This window comes from Pseudomonas sp. MC6, assembly GCF_054790575.1.
Map to the genome: position 1 here is coordinate 5,825,101 of NZ_CP186504.1, position 16,615 is coordinate 5,841,715.

The 16,615-nt window shown below is 59.8% G+C and carries 15 protein-coding genes; 4 read left to right on the forward strand and 11 right to left on the reverse strand.

The genetic code is table 11. The features are described from left to right. Nucleotides 1–29: 29 nt before the first annotated feature. The 11 genes from ACOYXE_RS26160 to exaC all read right to left on the reverse strand — a co-directional run bounded on the left by ACOYXE_RS26160 (nt 30) and on the right by exaC (nt 11,735). Nucleotides 30–587 (reverse strand): hypothetical protein, encoded by a 558-nt coding sequence (locus ACOYXE_RS26160; protein ID WP_460926844.1) that lies wholly within the window; start codon nt 585–587, stop codon nt 30–32. A gap of 127 nt (nt 588–714) precedes the next feature. Then, nucleotides 715–1,890, reverse strand: a complete 1,176-nt coding sequence (locus tag ACOYXE_RS26165; protein WP_460926845.1) for a GGDEF domain-containing protein — start codon at nt 1,888–1,890, stop codon at nt 715–717. 497 nt (nt 1,891–2,387) lie between these two features. Then, nucleotides 2,388–3,134, reverse strand: coding sequence for a S24 family peptidase (locus ACOYXE_RS26170; protein WP_405122800.1), 747 nt, complete (start codon nt 3,132–3,134; stop codon nt 2,388–2,390). Between the two features lie 223 nt (nt 3,135–3,357). Further along, nucleotides 3,358–3,885: an inorganic diphosphatase gene (ppa, locus tag ACOYXE_RS26175; protein ID WP_003205933.1), complete on the reverse strand. Its 528-nt coding sequence runs from the start codon at nt 3,883–3,885 to the stop codon at nt 3,358–3,360. A 112-nt stretch (nt 3,886–3,997) separates the two neighbouring features. Continuing rightward, nucleotides 3,998–4,810 (reverse strand): M90 family metallopeptidase, encoded by an 813-nt coding sequence (locus tag ACOYXE_RS26180; protein ID WP_405122801.1) that lies wholly within the window; start codon nt 4,808–4,810, stop codon nt 3,998–4,000. 4 nt (nt 4,811–4,814) lie between these two features. Next, nucleotides 4,815–5,465 carry a DedA family protein gene (locus tag ACOYXE_RS26185; protein WP_007910892.1) on the reverse strand — a complete coding sequence of 217 codons (651 nt, stop codon included), beginning with the start codon at nt 5,463–5,465 and terminating at the stop codon, nt 4,815–4,817. Nucleotides 5,466–5,694: 229 nt separating this feature from the next. Further along, nucleotides 5,695–6,156, reverse strand: a complete 462-nt coding sequence (locus ACOYXE_RS26190) for a GNAT family N-acetyltransferase (RefSeq protein WP_007910890.1) — start codon at nt 6,154–6,156, stop codon at nt 5,695–5,697. A 115-nt stretch (nt 6,157–6,271) separates the two neighbouring features. Further along, nucleotides 6,272–7,105 carry an ethanolamine ammonia-lyase subunit EutC gene (eutC, locus tag ACOYXE_RS26195; RefSeq protein ID WP_460926846.1) on the reverse strand — a complete coding sequence of 278 codons (834 nt, stop codon included), beginning with the start codon at nt 7,103–7,105 and terminating at the stop codon, nt 6,272–6,274. Next, nucleotides 7,102–8,496, reverse strand: a complete 1,395-nt coding sequence (locus tag ACOYXE_RS26200; protein WP_160059563.1) for an ethanolamine ammonia-lyase subunit EutB — start codon at nt 8,494–8,496, stop codon at nt 7,102–7,104. The genes eutC and ACOYXE_RS26200 overlap by 4 nt, the downstream gene beginning before the upstream one ends. Nucleotides 8,497–8,548: 52 nt before the next feature. Next, nucleotides 8,549–10,000 (reverse strand): ethanolamine permease, encoded by a 1,452-nt coding sequence (gene eat / locus ACOYXE_RS26205; protein ID WP_160059562.1) that lies wholly within the window; start codon nt 9,998–10,000, stop codon nt 8,549–8,551. Nucleotides 10,001–10,214: 214 nt separating this feature from the next. Beyond that, nucleotides 10,215–11,735, reverse strand: a complete 1,521-nt coding sequence (gene exaC / locus ACOYXE_RS26210) for an acetaldehyde dehydrogenase ExaC (protein WP_405122803.1) — start codon at nt 11,733–11,735, stop codon at nt 10,215–10,217. Between the two features lie 301 nt (nt 11,736–12,036). On the opposite strand from exaC, the gene ACOYXE_RS26215 reads away from it, so the two are divergent. The 4 genes from ACOYXE_RS26215 (at nt 12,037) to ACOYXE_RS26230 (ending at nt 16,591) form a co-directional block, all read left to right on the forward strand. Beyond that, entirely contained in the window at nt 12,037–13,950 is a 1,914-nt protein-coding gene (locus tag ACOYXE_RS26215) for a sigma-54-dependent Fis family transcriptional regulator (protein ID WP_460926847.1), read from the forward strand. 370 nt (nt 13,951–14,320) lie between these two features. Next, nucleotides 14,321–15,670 carry a UDP-N-acetylmuramate:L-alanyl-gamma-D-glutamyl-meso-diaminopimelate ligase gene (gene mpl, locus ACOYXE_RS26220; RefSeq protein WP_077574683.1) on the forward strand — a complete coding sequence of 450 codons (1,350 nt, stop codon included), beginning with the start codon at nt 14,321–14,323 and terminating at the stop codon, nt 15,668–15,670. Next, nucleotides 15,667–16,314, forward strand: a complete 648-nt coding sequence (gene ubiX, locus ACOYXE_RS26225; RefSeq protein WP_034153751.1) for a flavin prenyltransferase UbiX — start codon at nt 15,667–15,669, stop codon at nt 16,312–16,314. Before mpl ends, ubiX begins: the two co-directional genes overlap by 4 nt. Beyond that, nucleotides 16,307–16,591 (forward strand): YceK/YidQ family lipoprotein, encoded by a 285-nt coding sequence (locus ACOYXE_RS26230; protein WP_160059560.1) that lies wholly within the window; start codon nt 16,307–16,309, stop codon nt 16,589–16,591. The genes ubiX and ACOYXE_RS26230 overlap by 8 nt, the downstream gene beginning before the upstream one ends. Nucleotides 16,592–16,615: the final 24 nt, after the last annotated feature.

Below are 16,615 nucleotides of genomic sequence, written 5' to 3' on the forward strand. Positions count from 1 at the left end.
GCGCGCTGCAGCGCCCAGAAATCAGGCTGTTACTTGTTGCCCAGTATCGAGTCAAGGTTGTCCATCATTTGACCTTTCTCTTGAATCGGTGCCAGTTTGAAGAACATTTGCTGCATGCCCTGGATCATCTGCAAATGCTCCATCTTGCCCACGGCAATCATGTCTTTTTTCTCCGGAGTGCAAACGAAAGCCAAAGCGCGCTGCACCCAGAACTCCTTCGGCTGCTGCCATTGCTCGTTCACTTTCAGGTGCCGCAGCATGTAGGCAATTCGATCCACCGACTGGCCATTCACAAACCGCAGCTTGTTGGTCTTGCACTGCACTTCCAGGTTGTAGGCATCGATCATTGGCTTGCCAGGCTCTTCATATACCAGCGTCACTGCCAACATCTGCGCGCCCTGGGTGCGTGTCGAAGGCACCACAGAAGTTTTGTCGGCGACATACATGATGTTTTTGTGCGGGACACCGTTGCCGTAAATGATCCACCAGTCGCCGACGGGGTTAGGCTCTTCTGCTGAGGCTGAAGTGGCCATCAAGAGTGCAGTCAGTAGAGCGAGGGATTTACTCGGTTTGAAAAACGATGACATGGTGCTGCTCCATTCCTTGGCGCTTTTGTAGTGCACAAAAACAGAATGGAAATTTAGTGGCGGGTGCCGGCAGGGGCAATTAGGGCGGATGTGCTAATGGCTTATTGAAATGGTCGGTGGTTGGGCACTAATTATCGGTAAGGCTCAAGTACAGCGAACGCAAAGTCTGTACACGATTACGCCCCTGATCCTTGGCGCCGTACAGCGCCTGATCCGCTTCCGATAGCAGGCGTGACAAGTCGTATCCGGATTCACGGGTAGTCACGACTCCGATGCTGACGCTGAGCAGCCCCGGCTCAAGAATCGACAATTGCGAGAACGAACGGCGGATCCGTTCGGCAATTTCCAGTGCAGTCTGCTCATCGCAATTGTTGAGCAGGCAGGCAAACTCCTCACCGCCAATCCGCCCGCAAACATCTTCCTTACGCAGGCTCTCGGCCACGATCCGGCCGAACGCGATCAACGCCTGATCCCCAACGGGATGGCCATAGGTGTCATTCAGACGCTTGAAGTTATCCAGATCACAAAGCAGCAACGCCGCCGGTTCTGCGTGTTGCTGGCTTTCAGTAAGCAACTGCCCGGCGTTCATCATGAACGCGCGACGATTGCCAATGCCCGTCAGCGGATCGCTGAACGCCGCCGCTTTGAGCTTGAGCTCTGCACGTTCCTTGACCATCGCCAGGGTGATGTAGGCAATGCCGATGACATACAGCATCGACTCGAACAGCATGAACGAGAAAAACGGCACACCCTCGCCAGTGCCCAGCAGCGCCTTTGTCACCGGCAGCCCTTCATCGGTCGCACTGCGAACGGCGTAGAACACAGTGTGCAGAACGGTCAGCACCAGCGCCGGCATAAACGCGACGTTCAGAGTGTGGCGGCTGCGCCAGAGCTCCAGCGTTGTCAGCACGCCGTAACCGAATGCCAGCAAGGAGTAGATCAGAACCCGATTTGGCATCGACTCGTAGAAGGCGGGAATCAGACACAAGGTCAGCCAGGCGAACGCCCCCGCCAGAATGCCGGACACTGACGGTCTGCGCCCGACCAGCGTGCGCATGGCCGTCCAGTTCAGCGCTGCACTGAGCAATAGAACAACATTGCCGAACACAATGGGAATGAAGTCGACCCCTCGATCACGCCAACTGACCAATACCACGCCCAAGGCGCCCAGCAGCATCATGCTGCCGAGGTACGCCAGTGGCGGCTCGCGGGTTTCGCGATACCAGGCGTGCAGCGTCAAAAGCCCCATCAAAAAGAAGACGAAGACCGAAACGACCAGCAGGGTCGGGATATGCAGGGCCATTCCATGGATTCCCGTGAGGCTCAATACCGGAATCCGGCCGGGGTCGGGGATGCGGGTAAAAAAAGAGGGGGTGGGTGTTGGGCAGGATTTAGCACTGAGGGGGTTAGGGTTGGCAAGTGTTGAGTCAAGCTCGCCAAGGTAAACGTGTTTTTTTGCAGGCATTAAAAAGCCGGCTTGTGGCCGGCTTCTCGGGGACTGGCTTGGCCTATTTTTGGTAAGCCTTGCCAGCCTTCAAAACGTACATCCGGATCTGCGTCCGGCTGTGGGACTTGGTCAGACGTTGGTCTGCCGCGTCGGGCGCTCTCTGAGCCGCGGGGCGGGTCGATGCGCAAATGTGGGGCGCAGGATACTGAGTTTTGCTTGGGATTCCCAGTCTGAAGTGCGGTTTAGAGCGACTTCTACGCCAGAAATCCGGGATTTGTACCGATTGTCCGGGCCTCTTCGCGAGCAGGCTCGCTCCCACAGGGTTCTGTGCAGGGTCGACAAACCGCATCAAGTCAGAGAAACGGCACCACCGGCCGCCGCTTGCTCACGGTCGACCACCAGAACACCCAGCCCAATATATGAATCCGTTGCTCTTCGATCTGCGCCGGGCGGAACACTTCGTCCGGGTATTCCGCGCTGTTGTGGCTGCGCAGGCGCAGGCCGTTGCCGGGCATGCGGTGCAGGTATTTGATGCGCAGCATGCCGTCGTGTTCGATAGCGTAGATCTCGCCATCGACGACTTGGGTCAGGCCGCGGTCGATCGCGACGACGGAGCCGTCCTCGATACGTTCGGCCATGCTGTTGCCGATCATGTGCGCGCAGATGGCATCGGCGGGGCGGATCTCCAGTTGATCAACCTGTGCACGCAGCAGGCGGATGGACAGGTCCGGGTCCTGAATGACGTGGGTTTTGTCGGAACCGTTGGTCAGTGGCGTTTCTTTGAAGAAGGCCAGTTCGATGTCGTTGGGATGGATGAATCTATACGCGCCCTGTGGATCATGGGCGTCAAAGCTGTCGCCGTTGCTGGCAGGCGGAGTCAGGCTTGGCAGCTCTTTTGTGCCTTGGCCGGTTTTCAGCCATTCGCTGTTGACGGACAGCAGGCGTGAGACTTCTTCCATGCGATACGCCGGGACGCCCCGGGTGTACCAGTTGTGGACATTTTGGGCTTCCGTGCCCCAGAACTTTGCGAAACCCGTCGTCGAGATGTTCGCAGCTTCCAGGAGTGCCTTGAATCTTGGACCGCTAGTGTTCTTTCTCATAAACACGGAGTCTACGGCCGTGCCAGAGCGGTTTGAATAAACCGGACGTTCAAAAACGGGCTGAATTTTGCGACGGGATGTAAGGCGATCTTGTGGGAAATTACACAGGCTAAAACTTTTCTGTAGTCCGTCATAAACACTCTGTTTAAGACAACTTTTCCCGAGCACAAAAAACCCCGGATCAACCGGGGTTTTCTTCAAGCCTCACGCGTGGCGCAGGTGCTTAGCCTTTGTAGGCGGCAACCGACTTGGTGATCGCTTCGCGGGCGGCGTCTGCACCGGCCCAACCTTCGATCTTGACCCATTTGCCTTTTTCGAGATCTTTGTAGTTCGCGAAGAAGTGCTCGATCTGCTGGATCAGCAGTGGCGGCAGGTCGGTGTATTCCTTCACATCGACGTACAGCTGGGACAGCTTGTCGTGTGGGACTGCGATGACTTTGGCATCGCCGCCGCCGTCGTCGGTCATGTTCAGGATGCCGACTGGACGCGCGCGGATCACCGAGCCTGGAGCAACCGGGTAAGGGGTCACAACCAGCACGTCGAGGGGATCACCGTCGTCAGCCAGGGTGTTCGGGATGTAACCGTAGTTGGCCGGGTAGAACATTGGGGTGGCCATGAAACGGTCAACGAACAGGCAATCGCTGTCTTTGTCGATTTCGTATTTGATCGGCGCGTGGTTGGCCGGAATCTCGATCGCGACGTAGATGTCGTTCGGCAGGTCTTTGCCAGCCGGAATCTTGCTGTAGCTCATTGGGCGTTGCCCCCGTAGTTGACCAAAAACACTTGGCCGGATTGACCAAAAAGTGGCGGCGATTATAGGCATATTCTGCCGTCGATGCCATGTACCGAAAGTCGTGCAGACCTTAGTCGTGAGCCTGATAGACCGGGTCTGTGGCCTGAAGTTGCCGCAACCGGCTCAACGGGTCCTGACGGTAGAAAAGCTGCAGCTGCGCATACACCTGTGGATAAGCCTCGTGCAACAGATCCGGGGCGCTGAAAAAGTACTCGCTGGTGACGGCGAAGAACTCGGCCGGGTTCTCGGCGGCGTAGGGATCAATGGCGGTTTCGGCGTCAGGGTCATGGTCGAGCTGACGGTTGAGATCGTCGTAAGCCTTTTGCATGACGTCTGCCCAGTCGCTGACACGCATGTCGGCGTGCAGTGGCGGCAGGCCGTTGGCGTCGCCGTTAAGCATGTCGAGTTTGTGCGCCAGTTCGTGGATGACCAGGTTATAGCCTTCCCAGCCACCACTGGCCATCACGCCCGGCCAGGCGAGGATGATCGGCCCCTGCTGCCAAGCCTCGCCGCTGTGTTCGCCGTCCCATTCGTGCTCGACACCGCTGGCGTCGCGATGACGTTGCGGGCTGAGAAAGTCGTCGGGGTAGAGCACGATCTCGTGGAAACCCTGATACCAGTTCAGATCGCCCAGATTGAGCAGTGGTAATTGTGCCTGGGCGGCGAGCAGCAGGCGTTGTTCCTGATGCAGTTCGACGCCGGGCAGAGCGCTCAGGTGTTTGTCTTCGAGGAACAGTACGCAGGCTTCGCGCAGCCACTGATCTTCGGCAGCGCTGATGCCATCAAGGAAGCTCAGGTGATGCCGCACCCGTTGCCACATGTTGTCGGCAATCGGGTGCTTCGCCAGAATGCGCCGGCGACGCCAGGCGCTCAGCGACCACATCGGCCTAGTGCGATTGCGCTTTGGTGCCGCCGAAACGGCTGCGAACCACGCCAAGGATCATCGGCACCAGCGACAGCAGAATGATCGCCACCACCAGCAACGACAGGTTTTTCTTGATGAACGGCACGTTGCCGAAGAAGTAACCCAGCGTCACCAGACCGCCGACCCATAGGATGGTGCCCAACACGCTGAAACCGAAGAAACGCGGGTATGGCATCTTCGCTACGCCGGCGACGAACGGCGCGAAGGTACGGATGATCGGCAGGAAGCGCGCCAGCGTCACGGTCTTGCCGCCATGCTTGTCATAGAAATCGTGGGTTTTTTGCAGGTAATCGCGACGGAAGATTTTCGAGTTCGGGTTGCTGAACAGTTTCTCGCCAGCCGTTCGTCCGATCACGTAGTTGGTGCTGTCGCCCAGTATGGCCGCGAGCATCAACAGTCCGCCCAGCAGCACCGGATCCATACCGCCGCCCGCCGCAACGGCACCGGCGATGAACAGCAGCGAATCACCCGGCAGGAACGGCATCACTACCAGTCCGGTTTCACAGAAGATCACCAGAAACAGGATGGCGTAGATCCATGGCCCATAGTTGTTCACCAGCAAATCGAGGTATACATCGAGATGCAGGATAAGGTCGAGCGGGTTGAAATCCATGGGGGCACCTGTTTGACGGCCCGACTCGGCAGGCATGTGCGGATGACTTCGTGTAAGCCTACAGCGGGGTGTAGTTTTTCTTACAAGCCGGAAAGATCGGGATTATACGGTCTGAAGGATGAAAAGCGCGTCGGTTTTGTAGCGAGGGATGTCGAGGTGTGAACAATTGTCAGGAAGCATTCGGGGTGCCTGAGGGAGCGGGCTCCCTCATCACACGTTGCACTTGCAGTCAGAGTTCTTCGCTGATCGGCAGCACGTAGTTCTTGAACTCGGTGTCTTCCTTGAATCCGATGGATTCATAGGTTTTCTGCGCCACTTCGTTGTTGCTGCTGGTGGAAACACGCATGCGCACGGCCTGGGTTTCCTTGGCCATTTTCTTCGCAGTGCGGATCAGGTTGTCGGCGACCAGTTGGCGGCGTGCATCTTCGGCGACATAGATGTCATTTAGGATCCACACGCGTTTGAGTGACAACGAGGAGAAGCTTGGATAGAGCTGACAGAAGCCCATGAGTTTCTTGTCGTCATCATCGGCCAAGGCCAGATAGATCACCGATTCCTTGCGACGCAGACGCTTTTCAAGAAAGGCGCGGGAGGAATCCGGGTAAGGCAGGGAACCGTAGAACTCGCGATATTTGACGAACAACGGAGTCAGTAAATCCAGATGTTCGAGGGTCGCTTGAATAATCCGCATGATAGGTCTCGTCTTCAAGTGGCTGTCTTCAACTGCTCTGACGGCGATGGGAAACCCGTGCGGCCGTGCATCGATCCTGCCTGAAACCGGCGCAGAAACGCAATGCGGAAACGGTTCAGGTAGGGGGCGGGCTGAGTAGGAAATTTCCTTTCATGTCCGCACCGGCGTCCGACTCCAGCGTCTGAACCTGTGCTTCGTCCTTCAGATTCACGCCCGACAGCTGTCTGCGACACGCTTCCCGCATCAAGTACAGCAAGCGGTGCGCCGCCATGCCGTAGCTCAAGCCTTCGAGCCGCACATTGGAAATGCAGTTGCGGTAGGCGTCGGTCAGGCCGATCTTTGGATTGTAGGTGAAATATAAACCCAGGCTGTCTGGCGAGCTGAGTCCCGGGCGTTCGCCGATCAGCATCACCAGCATTTTTGCGCCGAGCAATTGGCCGATTTCATCACCGACGGCAACGCGACCCTGTTCCACCAGGATAACGGGCGCCATCGACCAGCCGTCAGCGCTCATTTGCTCTTCCAGTCGGGTCAGAAACGGCAATGTATGCCGATGCACCGCCAGCGCCGACAAGCCGTCAGCCACGACGATCGCCAGATCGACGCCGCCCGGATGCGCGGCCGCGTAATCGCGCAATTGCCGGGCCGAGTCATCGCTCAGTTTGCGCCCCAGATCCGGGCGTTGCAGGTAGCTGTTGCGGTCTACTGCCGCGCTGTGCAGCAACAAGGAGTCGCGCTCGCGCTCGCTCAGCTGCGCGCTGAGCCCGGCATGGTCGAACGGCAGATGCACGGCATCCCGCGCCTGAGCATGGGCAAACTGGAAATCCAGTTGCGCAGTGGTCGGCAGGCTGGTGCCGGTGCGGCCGAGGGCGATCCGCGCAGGCGTCAGGCGGCGCAGTTCCAGCCAAGGGTTTTGCGGGTCCACGGGCGGTTTTTCCATGTGACTCATCCCAGTTGCGCCAGCGCCTGGCGGAAGGCCGGCGGCAAGTTGTTGCCAAAGCGAACCTTGCCGTCCGCTTGCGTGAAGATGCCCATGTTGGCCAGCCATTGTTCGAACTCCGGCGCCGGTTTCAGGCCCAGGGTCTGCCGAGCGTAGAGCGCGTCGTGGAACGAAGTGGTCTGGTAATTGAGCATGATGTCGTCGGAGCCGGGGATGCCCATGATGAAGTTGATCCCGGCCACACCCAAGAGGGTTAGCAAGGTGTCCATGTCGTCCTGATCGGCTTCAGCGTGGTTGGTGTAGCAGATATCGCAACCCATCGGCACGCCGAGCAGCTTGCCGCAGAAGTGATCTTCGAGGCCGGCGCGGATGATCTGTTTGCCGTTGTACAAGTACTCCGGGCCGATAAATCCTACGACCGTGTTCACCAGGAACGGCTTGAAATGTCGCGCCACCGCGTAGGCTCGGGTCTCGCAGGTCTGTTGGTCGACGCCGTGGTGGGCGTTGGCCGACAGCGCGCTGCCCTGACCCGTCTCGAAATACATCAGGTTCTGCCCGAGAGTGCCGCGATTCAGGCTCAGGCCGGCGTCATAGCCTTCCTGCAAGACATTCAGGTTGATGCCGAAACTGGCGTTGGCCGCTTCGGTACCGGCAATCGACTGGAACACCAGGTCCAGCGGCACGCCACGGTTGATCGCCTCGATGGAGGTGGTGACGTGGGTCAGCACGCAGGCCTGGGTCGGGATGTCGTAGCGCTGGATGATCGCGTCGAGCATTTCCAACATTGCGCAGATTGAGGCGATGCTGTCGGTGGCCGGGTTGATGCCGATCATCGCATCGCCGTTGCCGTAGAGCAGGCCGTCGAGAATGCTCGCGGCGATGCCGGACGGTTCGTCGGTCGGGTGATTCGGCTGCAGGCGGGTCGATAGGCGTCCGCGCAAACCGAGGGTGCCGCGAAACTTTGTCACCACGCGAATCTTTTGCGCCACCAGCACCAGATCCTGCACGCGCATGATCTTCGACACCGCCGCGACCATTTCCGGGGTCAGGCCGGGGGCGAGGTTGCGCAGGCTGGTTTCGTCGGCGGCGTCGCTGAGCAGCCAGTCACGAAAGCCGCCCACGGTGAGGTGGCTGACCACGGCAAAGGCTTGTTTGTCGTGGGTGTCGATGATTAGCCGAGTGACTTCATCGGTCTCATAGGGAATCAGCGCTTCTTGCAGGAAATGCGTGAGCGGAATGTCGGCCAGCGCCATTTGCGCGGCCACGCGTTCGCCGTCGTTTAGGGCGGCGACGCCTGCGAGAAAGTCCCCGGAACGCGCCGGGCTGGCTTTGGCCATGACGTCCTTGAGGCTGTCGAAGCGATAGGTCTGGGCGCCGACCGTGTGAGCGAAACTGGCCATACACAATTCTCCGTGACGGCGCAGACCGAGCCTGCGCCGGGATTGTCGGCACTCAGTGCAAGGCTTGCTCAGCCTTCTGGATCGCCGCGAACTCTTCCTCCGGCGTGCCTGCTACCAAGTGATGTCGACTGTAGAACGCAAAGTAAGCAATTAACACTCCATAGATGACGGCGGCACCGATTACCACCCGTGGGTCGACCAGGAAGCCCGCGACCACGGCGATGCACGCCAGCACCAAGGCCACGCCGGAGGTGAAGATGCCGCCCGGTGTGCGGTACGGCCGGTCCATTTTGGGGCGGCGAATCCGCAAGGTGATGTGCGCGGCCATCATCAGCACGTAGGAAATGGTTGCGCCGAATACCGCTACCAGAATCAGCAGATCGCCCTGGCCGGTCAGCGACAGGCCGAAACCGATGATGCCGGGAATCACCAGCGCCAGGACCGGTGCCTTGCTTTTATTGGTTTCGGACAGTTTGCGTGGCAGGTAGCCGGCCCGGGACAGCGCGAAAATCTGCCGCGAGTACGCGTAGATGATCGAGAAGAAACTCGCGATCAGTCCGGCCAGCCCCACGAGGTTGACGAAACTGCCCATCCAGGTCGAGCCGCCATAGGCTCTGCTCAACGCCTCGACCAACGGGTTGCCGGAGGTCAGCAACGAATTGGCACCCGCACCGCCGGGACCGACGATCAGAATCAGCAGGGCAAACATCAGAAGCACCAACATGGCGCCGATCAAGCCGCGCGGCAGGTCACGTTTGGGGTTTTTGGTTTCTTCGGCGGCCAGCGGCACGCCTTCAACGGCAAGAAAGAACCAGATCGCATAGGGAATCGCCGCCCAGACGCCAACATAACCGAATGGCAGAAACGGACTGGCACCCGCCGCGGCAGTGACCGGAATGTCGAGCAGGTTGGCGACGTCGAAATGCGGCACCATCGCCACCAGAAACACCCCCAGCGCCAGCGCGGCGACGGCGGTGATGACAAACATCAGCTTGAGCGCTTCGCCGACCCCGAAAATGTGGATGGCAATGAAAATGATGTAGAAGGCCAGATAAATCATCCAGCCGCCGATGCCGAACAGCGATTCGCAGTAGGCACCGATGAACACCGCGATAGCCGCAGGGGCAATGGCGTATTCGATGAGAATCGCGGTGCCGGTGAGAAACCCGCCCCACGGCCCGAATGCACTGCGGGCAAAACCGTAGCCACCGCCAGCGGTAGGGATCATCGAAGACAACTCGGCCAGAGAAAAGCACATGCACAGGTACATGGTGGCCATCAGCAGCGTCGCCAGGAACATGCCGCCCCAGCCACCCTGTGCGAGGCCGAAGTTCCAGCCGGCATAGTCACCGGAAATCACGTAGGCAACGCCCAGGCCCACTAGCAGTACCCAGCCGGCGGCACCTTTTTTCAGTTCGCGTTGTTGAAAGTAATCCGATCCGACTTTTTCAAAGTCGACGGAGGCGCCGGTCGCCGGAGCGCCAGCCGGGGATTCGCTAGGCATAGGTTTCACCGTTCTTATTGTTTTATTGGCCCGATCATTCCGTCAGGAATCATGGGGTTGAAAGGCACACCGCTTTCGCGAGCAGGCTCGCTCCCACATTGGCGTTGTGTCGAGTCGAACATTGCAGGTGCACGCAGTTCCCTTTGGGAGCGAGCCTGCTCGCGAAAGCTATCTGAGGGGCGATGCAGAAACGACTGCCTCGCCCCCGATCCGCTTAGAAGAAGCCCAACGGATTGATGTCGTAGCTCACCAGCAGGTTTTTCGTCTGCTGATAGTGATCGAGCATCATCTTGTGCGTCTCACGCCCAACACCAGACTTTTTGTATCCGCCAAACGCGGCATGCGCCGGATACAGGTGGTAGCAGTTGGTCCACACGCGGCCAGCCTTGATCGCGCGACCCATGCGGTAGGCGCGGTTGATGTCGCGGGTCCACAGACCGGCGCCGAGGCCGAACTCGGTGTCGTTGGCGATCGCCAGCGCTTCGGCTTCGTCCTTGAACGTGGTGATGCTCACCACCGGGCCAAAGATTTCTTCCTGGAACACGCGCATCTTGTTGGTGCCCTTGAGCAGGGTCGGCTGGATGTAATAACCGGTCGACAGATTGCCCTCGAGTTTTTCTACCTTGCCACCGGTCAGCAACTCAGCGCCTTCACCCTTGGCAATTTCCAGGTACGAAAGAATTTTGTCGAATTGCTGCTCGGACGCCTGCGCACCGACCATGGTGTCGGTGTCCAGCGGATCGCCACGTTTGATTTGCAGGACTTTCTTCATCACGACGGCCATGAACTCGTCGTAGATCGATTCCTGTACCAGTGCGCGGGAGGGGCAGGTGCAGACTTCGCCCTGGTTGAAGAACGCCAGCACCAGACCTTCAGCGGCTTTCTCAATGAAGGTCGGCTCAGCCTGCATGATGTCTTCGAAAAAGATGTTCGGCGATTTGCCGCCCAGTTCCACGGTCGACGGAATGATGTTTTCGGCGGCGCATTTCATGATGTGCGAGCCGACCGGGGTCGAGCCCGTGAAGGCGATCTTGGCGATGCGTTTGCTGGTCGCGAGCGCTTCGCCGGCTTCTTTGCCATAGCCCTGAACAATGTTCAGCACGCCTGGCGGCAGCAAATCACCGATCAGTTCCAGCAACACGGTAATGCCCAGCGGGGTTTGCTCGGCAGGCTTGAGCACCACGCAGTTGCCCGCTGCCAGCGCTGGCGCGAGTTTCCACGCGGCCATCAGGATCGGGAAGTTCCACGGGATGATCTGACCGACCACGCCCAGCGGTTCATGAATGTGATACGCCACGGTGTTGCCATCGATTTCGGCGGCGCTGCCTTCCTGGGCGCGCAGGCAGCCAGCGAAGTAGCGGAAATGGTCAGCGGCCAGGGGGATGTCGGCGTTAAGGGTTTCGCGGATGGCTTTGCCGTTGTCCCAGGTTTCGGTGATCGCCAGCAGTTCGAGGTTCTGTTCGATGCGATCGGCGATTTTCAGCAGGATCAGCGAGCGCGCCTGCACGGAGGTCGCGCCCCACGCGTCGGCAGCGGCGTGGGCGGCGTCCAGTGCCTTGTTGATGTCTTCGGCAGTGGAGCGGGGGAATTCGGCAATCGGCTGGCCATTCACTGGCGAGGTATTGGTGAAGTACTGACCTTTGACAGGCGCGACGAACTCGCCGCCGATGTAGTTACCGTACTTGGCTTTGAACGAGACTTTGGCGCCTTCAGTACCGGGGTGAGCGTAACGCATGATGATGTTCTCCTTGGCTTTGTACTTATTAGAGAAACGCGCAAGTGCGCTTGCTATAAGCGTAGAGCAAAGGTCGGGCCACTGCCGTGCAGCGCAGGTAAATCAAGGGCTTGGCAGGTTTTCCTCGGACGAGTGGATTTTGCCTGTGACGGTTTCGGTACAGTTGGGGTGACGGTTTGTACCGCTTTCGGTACAGCTGATGACCGGGCAGTCTTGCCAGCATTGCAATGCGTCGGTGGCTGGAGGATGCTGGGCGTCACCTCAGCATTGGGCCGTCGAGCCTCGGGGAGAACAATAAGAAATGCACGACAACCATTTGAGTCGCCATGCCCGACAGGTTCTCACCGCAACCCAGGGCAAACCGCACCTGTACGGACCCGGTGCCGATCCGTCGATTGCCCGTTCGTGGCTGCGCTGTCTGGAGGACTACCACCTCGACCCGGCGCTGAGCATGGCGCCAACCGTGCTCGAACACGGCCGGGTACTGGAAAGCCGCGAACGTCTGCAGCAGGTTCTACAGATCGCCGGCAATGAAATGAGCAGCCTGCATCAACAACTCTCCGGCGCCGGCCACGCGGTATTGCTGACCGACGCGCGCGGGGTGATCCTCAACTGCGTCACCGCGCCGGCCGAACGCAAGATCTTCGAACGCGCCGGTCTCTGGCTGGGTGCCGACTGGAGCGAAGCCTGCGAAGGCACCAACGGCATCGGCACCTGCCTGGTTGAACGTCAGGCCCTGACCATTCATCAGGATGAACACTTTCGCGGTCGCCACACCGGCCTGACCTGCTCGGCGAGCCCGGTGTTCGACCCGCATGGCGAACTGCTGGCGGTGCTCGACGTGTCGTCGGCGCGCCACGACGTTTCGCGGCAGAGCCAGTTCCACACTATGGCGCTGGTCAATCTGTCGGCGAAGATGATCGAGAGCTGCTACTTCCTGCGCTGTTTCGATAACCAATGGTTGCTGCGCTTTCATCTGCAAGCCGAATCGGTCGGGTTGTTCAGCGAGGGCTTGCTGGCGTTTGACGGGGAAGGGCGGATCAGCGCGGTCAACCAGAGTGCGCTAAACCTGCTCGGGCATATTCGTGGCGGCTTGCTCGGTAAACCGGTCGAGGCGTTCTTCGATTGTTCGCTGGATGAGTTGCTTGGCCGCGCCAGTGCCCATGCCAGTGCCAGTTGGCCGCTGCGCACTCGTGACGGGAGGCATTTGTTTGCCGTGCTGCGCGGTGAGTCGCGCAAAGCTGTACCGATGGCCGCGAGGCCGGTTGTGGCGCAGGCGCCGCGCCTGTCGGGTATCTGTCTCGGTGATGAGGCGTTGCAGGCAGACTTCTGCAAAGCCCTGCGCGTCTTCGAACGTGATGTACCGCTGCTGATCAACGGCGAAACCGGCTCCGGCAAGGAAGCTTTCGCCAAGGCTGTGCATCAGGCCAGCCAACGCTCCGCCAAAGCCTTCGTTGCGCTCAACTGCGCGGCCATTCCTGAAAGCCTGATCGAGAGCGAACTGTTCGGCTATCGCGGCGGCAGCTTCACCGGCGCGCGCAAGGACGGCATGCGCGGCAAGCTGCAGCAGGCCGATGGCGGGACGTTGTTCCTCGATGAAATCGGCGACATGCCGCTGGCCTTGCAGACTCGGCTGTTGCGGGTGCTGGAGGATCGTCAGGTGGTGCCGATCGGCGGCGAGCCGGAGTCGGTCAACGTGCGGATCATCAGTGCCACCCACCGCAATCTGCTGGAGCGGGTCGCGGATGGCAGCTTCCGCGAGGATTTGTATTACCGGCTCAACGGCCTGGAAGTGGCGTTGCCGGCATTACGCGAGCGTAGTGATAAATCGCAGTTGCTGGATTTTCTGCTGGCCGAGGAGGCGGGCGGTGAAACGATAGTCATCGAGGAACCGGCGCGTCAGGCTTTGCTTGCCTTTAATTGGCCGGGCAATGTGCGGCAGTTGCGCAATGTGCTGCGCACGTTGGCGGCGTTGTGTGATGAAGGGCGGGTCGGGATTGAGGATTTGCCGGTGATGATTCGGCAGGGGCGTCCAGTCCTTCCGCCAACCGAGTCTGGCGAACACCCACTGGCTGACGCCGAGCGGATTGCCCTGCTTAAAACTTTGGAGCAGACGCGGTGGCATATGACGCAAACGGCTGAGCAGCTTGGGGTCAGCCGCAATACCCTTTATAGAAAGCTGCGTAAGCATGGGATTGAGCGGCGAGTCAGTTAGAAGGCCCTCACCCTAGCCCTCTCCCAGAGGGAGAGGGGACTGACCGAGTCGCTCTACTGATCTACGCCGACCTGAGTTACAGAGCCGAACTCAAGGATTTGAACGCGACCGAGATCGGCTCCCTCTCCCGCCGAAAAGTGGACTGGCCGAGTCAGATCTACTGATCTACGCCGACCTGAAATATCGAGCCGAACTCAGGATTTGAAAACGACGCAGATCGGCTCCCTCTCCCTCGGGAGAGGGCTGGGGTGAGGGGCCGCAATCTACAGGCGAACCCAAATGCCAGGCCAAACCAGCCCCGCCCCTCAGCTAAAGAGTGCGATTTCCCCCTCCCTACGCTAACCTGCGGCCATGTTTTACGAGGTCGACTATGCACATTCATATTCTGGGTATCTGCGGGACTTTCATGGGCTCCATGGCGGTGTTGGCCAAAGAGCTGGGCCATCACGTGACCGGCTCCGACGCCAACGTCTATCCACCGATGAGCACACAGCTTGAAGCCCAGGGCATTCAGCTGACGCAGGGTTATGACCCGGCGCAGCTCGATCCGGCGCCGGATCTGGTGGTGATCGGCAACGCCATGTCGCGCGGCAATCCGGCGGTGGAATATGTGCTGAACAAAGGCCTGCCGTATGTGTCCGGCCCGCAGTGGCTGGCTGACCACGTGCTGCAAGGTCGCTGGGTGCTGGCGGTTGCCGGTACGCACGGCAAAACCACCACCAGCAGCATGCTCGCCTGGGTCCTGGAACATGCTGGCATGAGCCCGGGTTTCCTGATCGGTGGCGTGCCGCAGAATTTCTCGGTATCGGCACGTCTGGGCGGCACGCCGTTCTTCGTGATCGAGGCCGACGAGTACGACAGCGCCTTCTTCGACAAGCGCTCGAAATTCGTTCACTACCGTCCGCGCACCGCGATCCTCAACAACCTTGAGTTCGATCATGCCGACATCTTCCCGGATCTGCCGGCGATCGAGCGGCAATTCCACCACTTGGTGCGCACCATCCCGAGTGAAGGCCTGGTTATCCACCCGACTACCGAGCCGGCCTTGCAACGTGTGATCGAAATGGGTTGCTGGACCCCGGTGCAAACCACCGGTGCCGGCGGTCAGTGGCAAGTCAAACTGCTCAGCGAAGACGGTTCGGCGTTTGAGGTGATGTTCGAAGGCGTGTCGCAAGGCACCGTCGAGTGGGAGCTGACCGGTCAGCACAACGTCGCCAACGCATTGGCCGCTCTGGCGGCGGCGCGTCATGTTGGTGTGGTGCCGTCGATGGGCATCGCCGGGTTGAGTGCGTTCAAGAACGTCAAACGCCGCATGGAGAAAGTCGCCGAAGTCCGCGGCATCACCATCTACGACGACTTTGCCCACCACCCGACTGCGATTGCCACCACCCTCGACGGCCTGCGCAAACGCATCGGCGACGCACCGCTGATCGCGATCATCGAACCGCGCTCCAACTCGATGAAGCTTGGCGCGCACCGTGACGGTTTGCCGGACAGTGTGGTCGATGCCGATCAGGTAATCTGGTACGCCCCGGCCAACCTCGGCTGGGACCTCGCCGGCACCGCCGCGCTGTGCAAAGTGCCGTCGATTGTCAGCGACTCGCTGGAAGGCATCATCGAACGCGTGAAGAGCCAGGCGCAGCCAGGCACGCACGTGGTGATCATGAGCAACGGCGGCTTCGGCGGCCTGCACGGCAAACTCGCCGAGGCGCTGCAATGAACACTCGTTTTGAGAGCAATGGCCCCGAACGCATCACGCTGGCGATGACCGGCGCGTCCGGTGCGCAGTACGGTTTGCGCCTGCTCGATTGTCTGGTGCGGGAAGACCGCGAAGTGCATTTCCTGATTTCGAAAGCTGCACAACTGGTCATGGCTACGGAGACCGATGTCACGCTGCCGGCCAAGCCGCAGATGATGCAGGCATTCCTGACCGAATACACCGGGGCCGCCGCCGGGCAGATCCGCGTGTACGGCAAGGAAGACTGGATGTCGCCGGTCGCCTCGGGGTCGGGCGCTCCGGCGGCGATGGTCGTGGTGCCGTGCTCCACGGGCACGCTATCGGCGATTGCCACGGGCGCCTGCAACAACCTGATCGAACGCGCCGCCGATGTCACTTTGAAGGAGCGTCGCCAGTTGATTCTGGTGCCGCGCGAGGCGCCGTATTCGAGCATTCATCTGGAGCACATGCTCAAGCTGTCGAACATGGGCGTGACGATTCTGCCGGCCTCGCCGGGGTTCTATCACCAGCCGCAGACCATCGACGACCTGATCGATTTCGTCGTGGCGCGAATTCTCAATCTGCTCGGTATTCCTCAGGACATGCTGCCGCGTTGGGGCGAGCATCATCTGAGCAGTGATGAATAAGCTGCTGTTGATCGGGCTGGCGTTGTTGCTGAGCGGGTGCGCCACGGCACGCACGCTGGATGCGGCCAAACCGGGGGCACCAGTGGTGTACTCCGGGACGCGGCTGGATTTGTACGCAATGAATGGCGGGTGCTGCGCGATGGATCGGTTCGGGGCTGAAGCGCCGAGTTATCCGGGGGTAGATCTGCCGGCGAGTGCTTTGCTTGATACGCTGTTGTTGCCGCTGTCGTTGCTCACGGTGATTGGCGTGAGTTTTCAGGCAACTGGCGGATTGTAGGGAAGCGCTGCGCACTCCATTCGC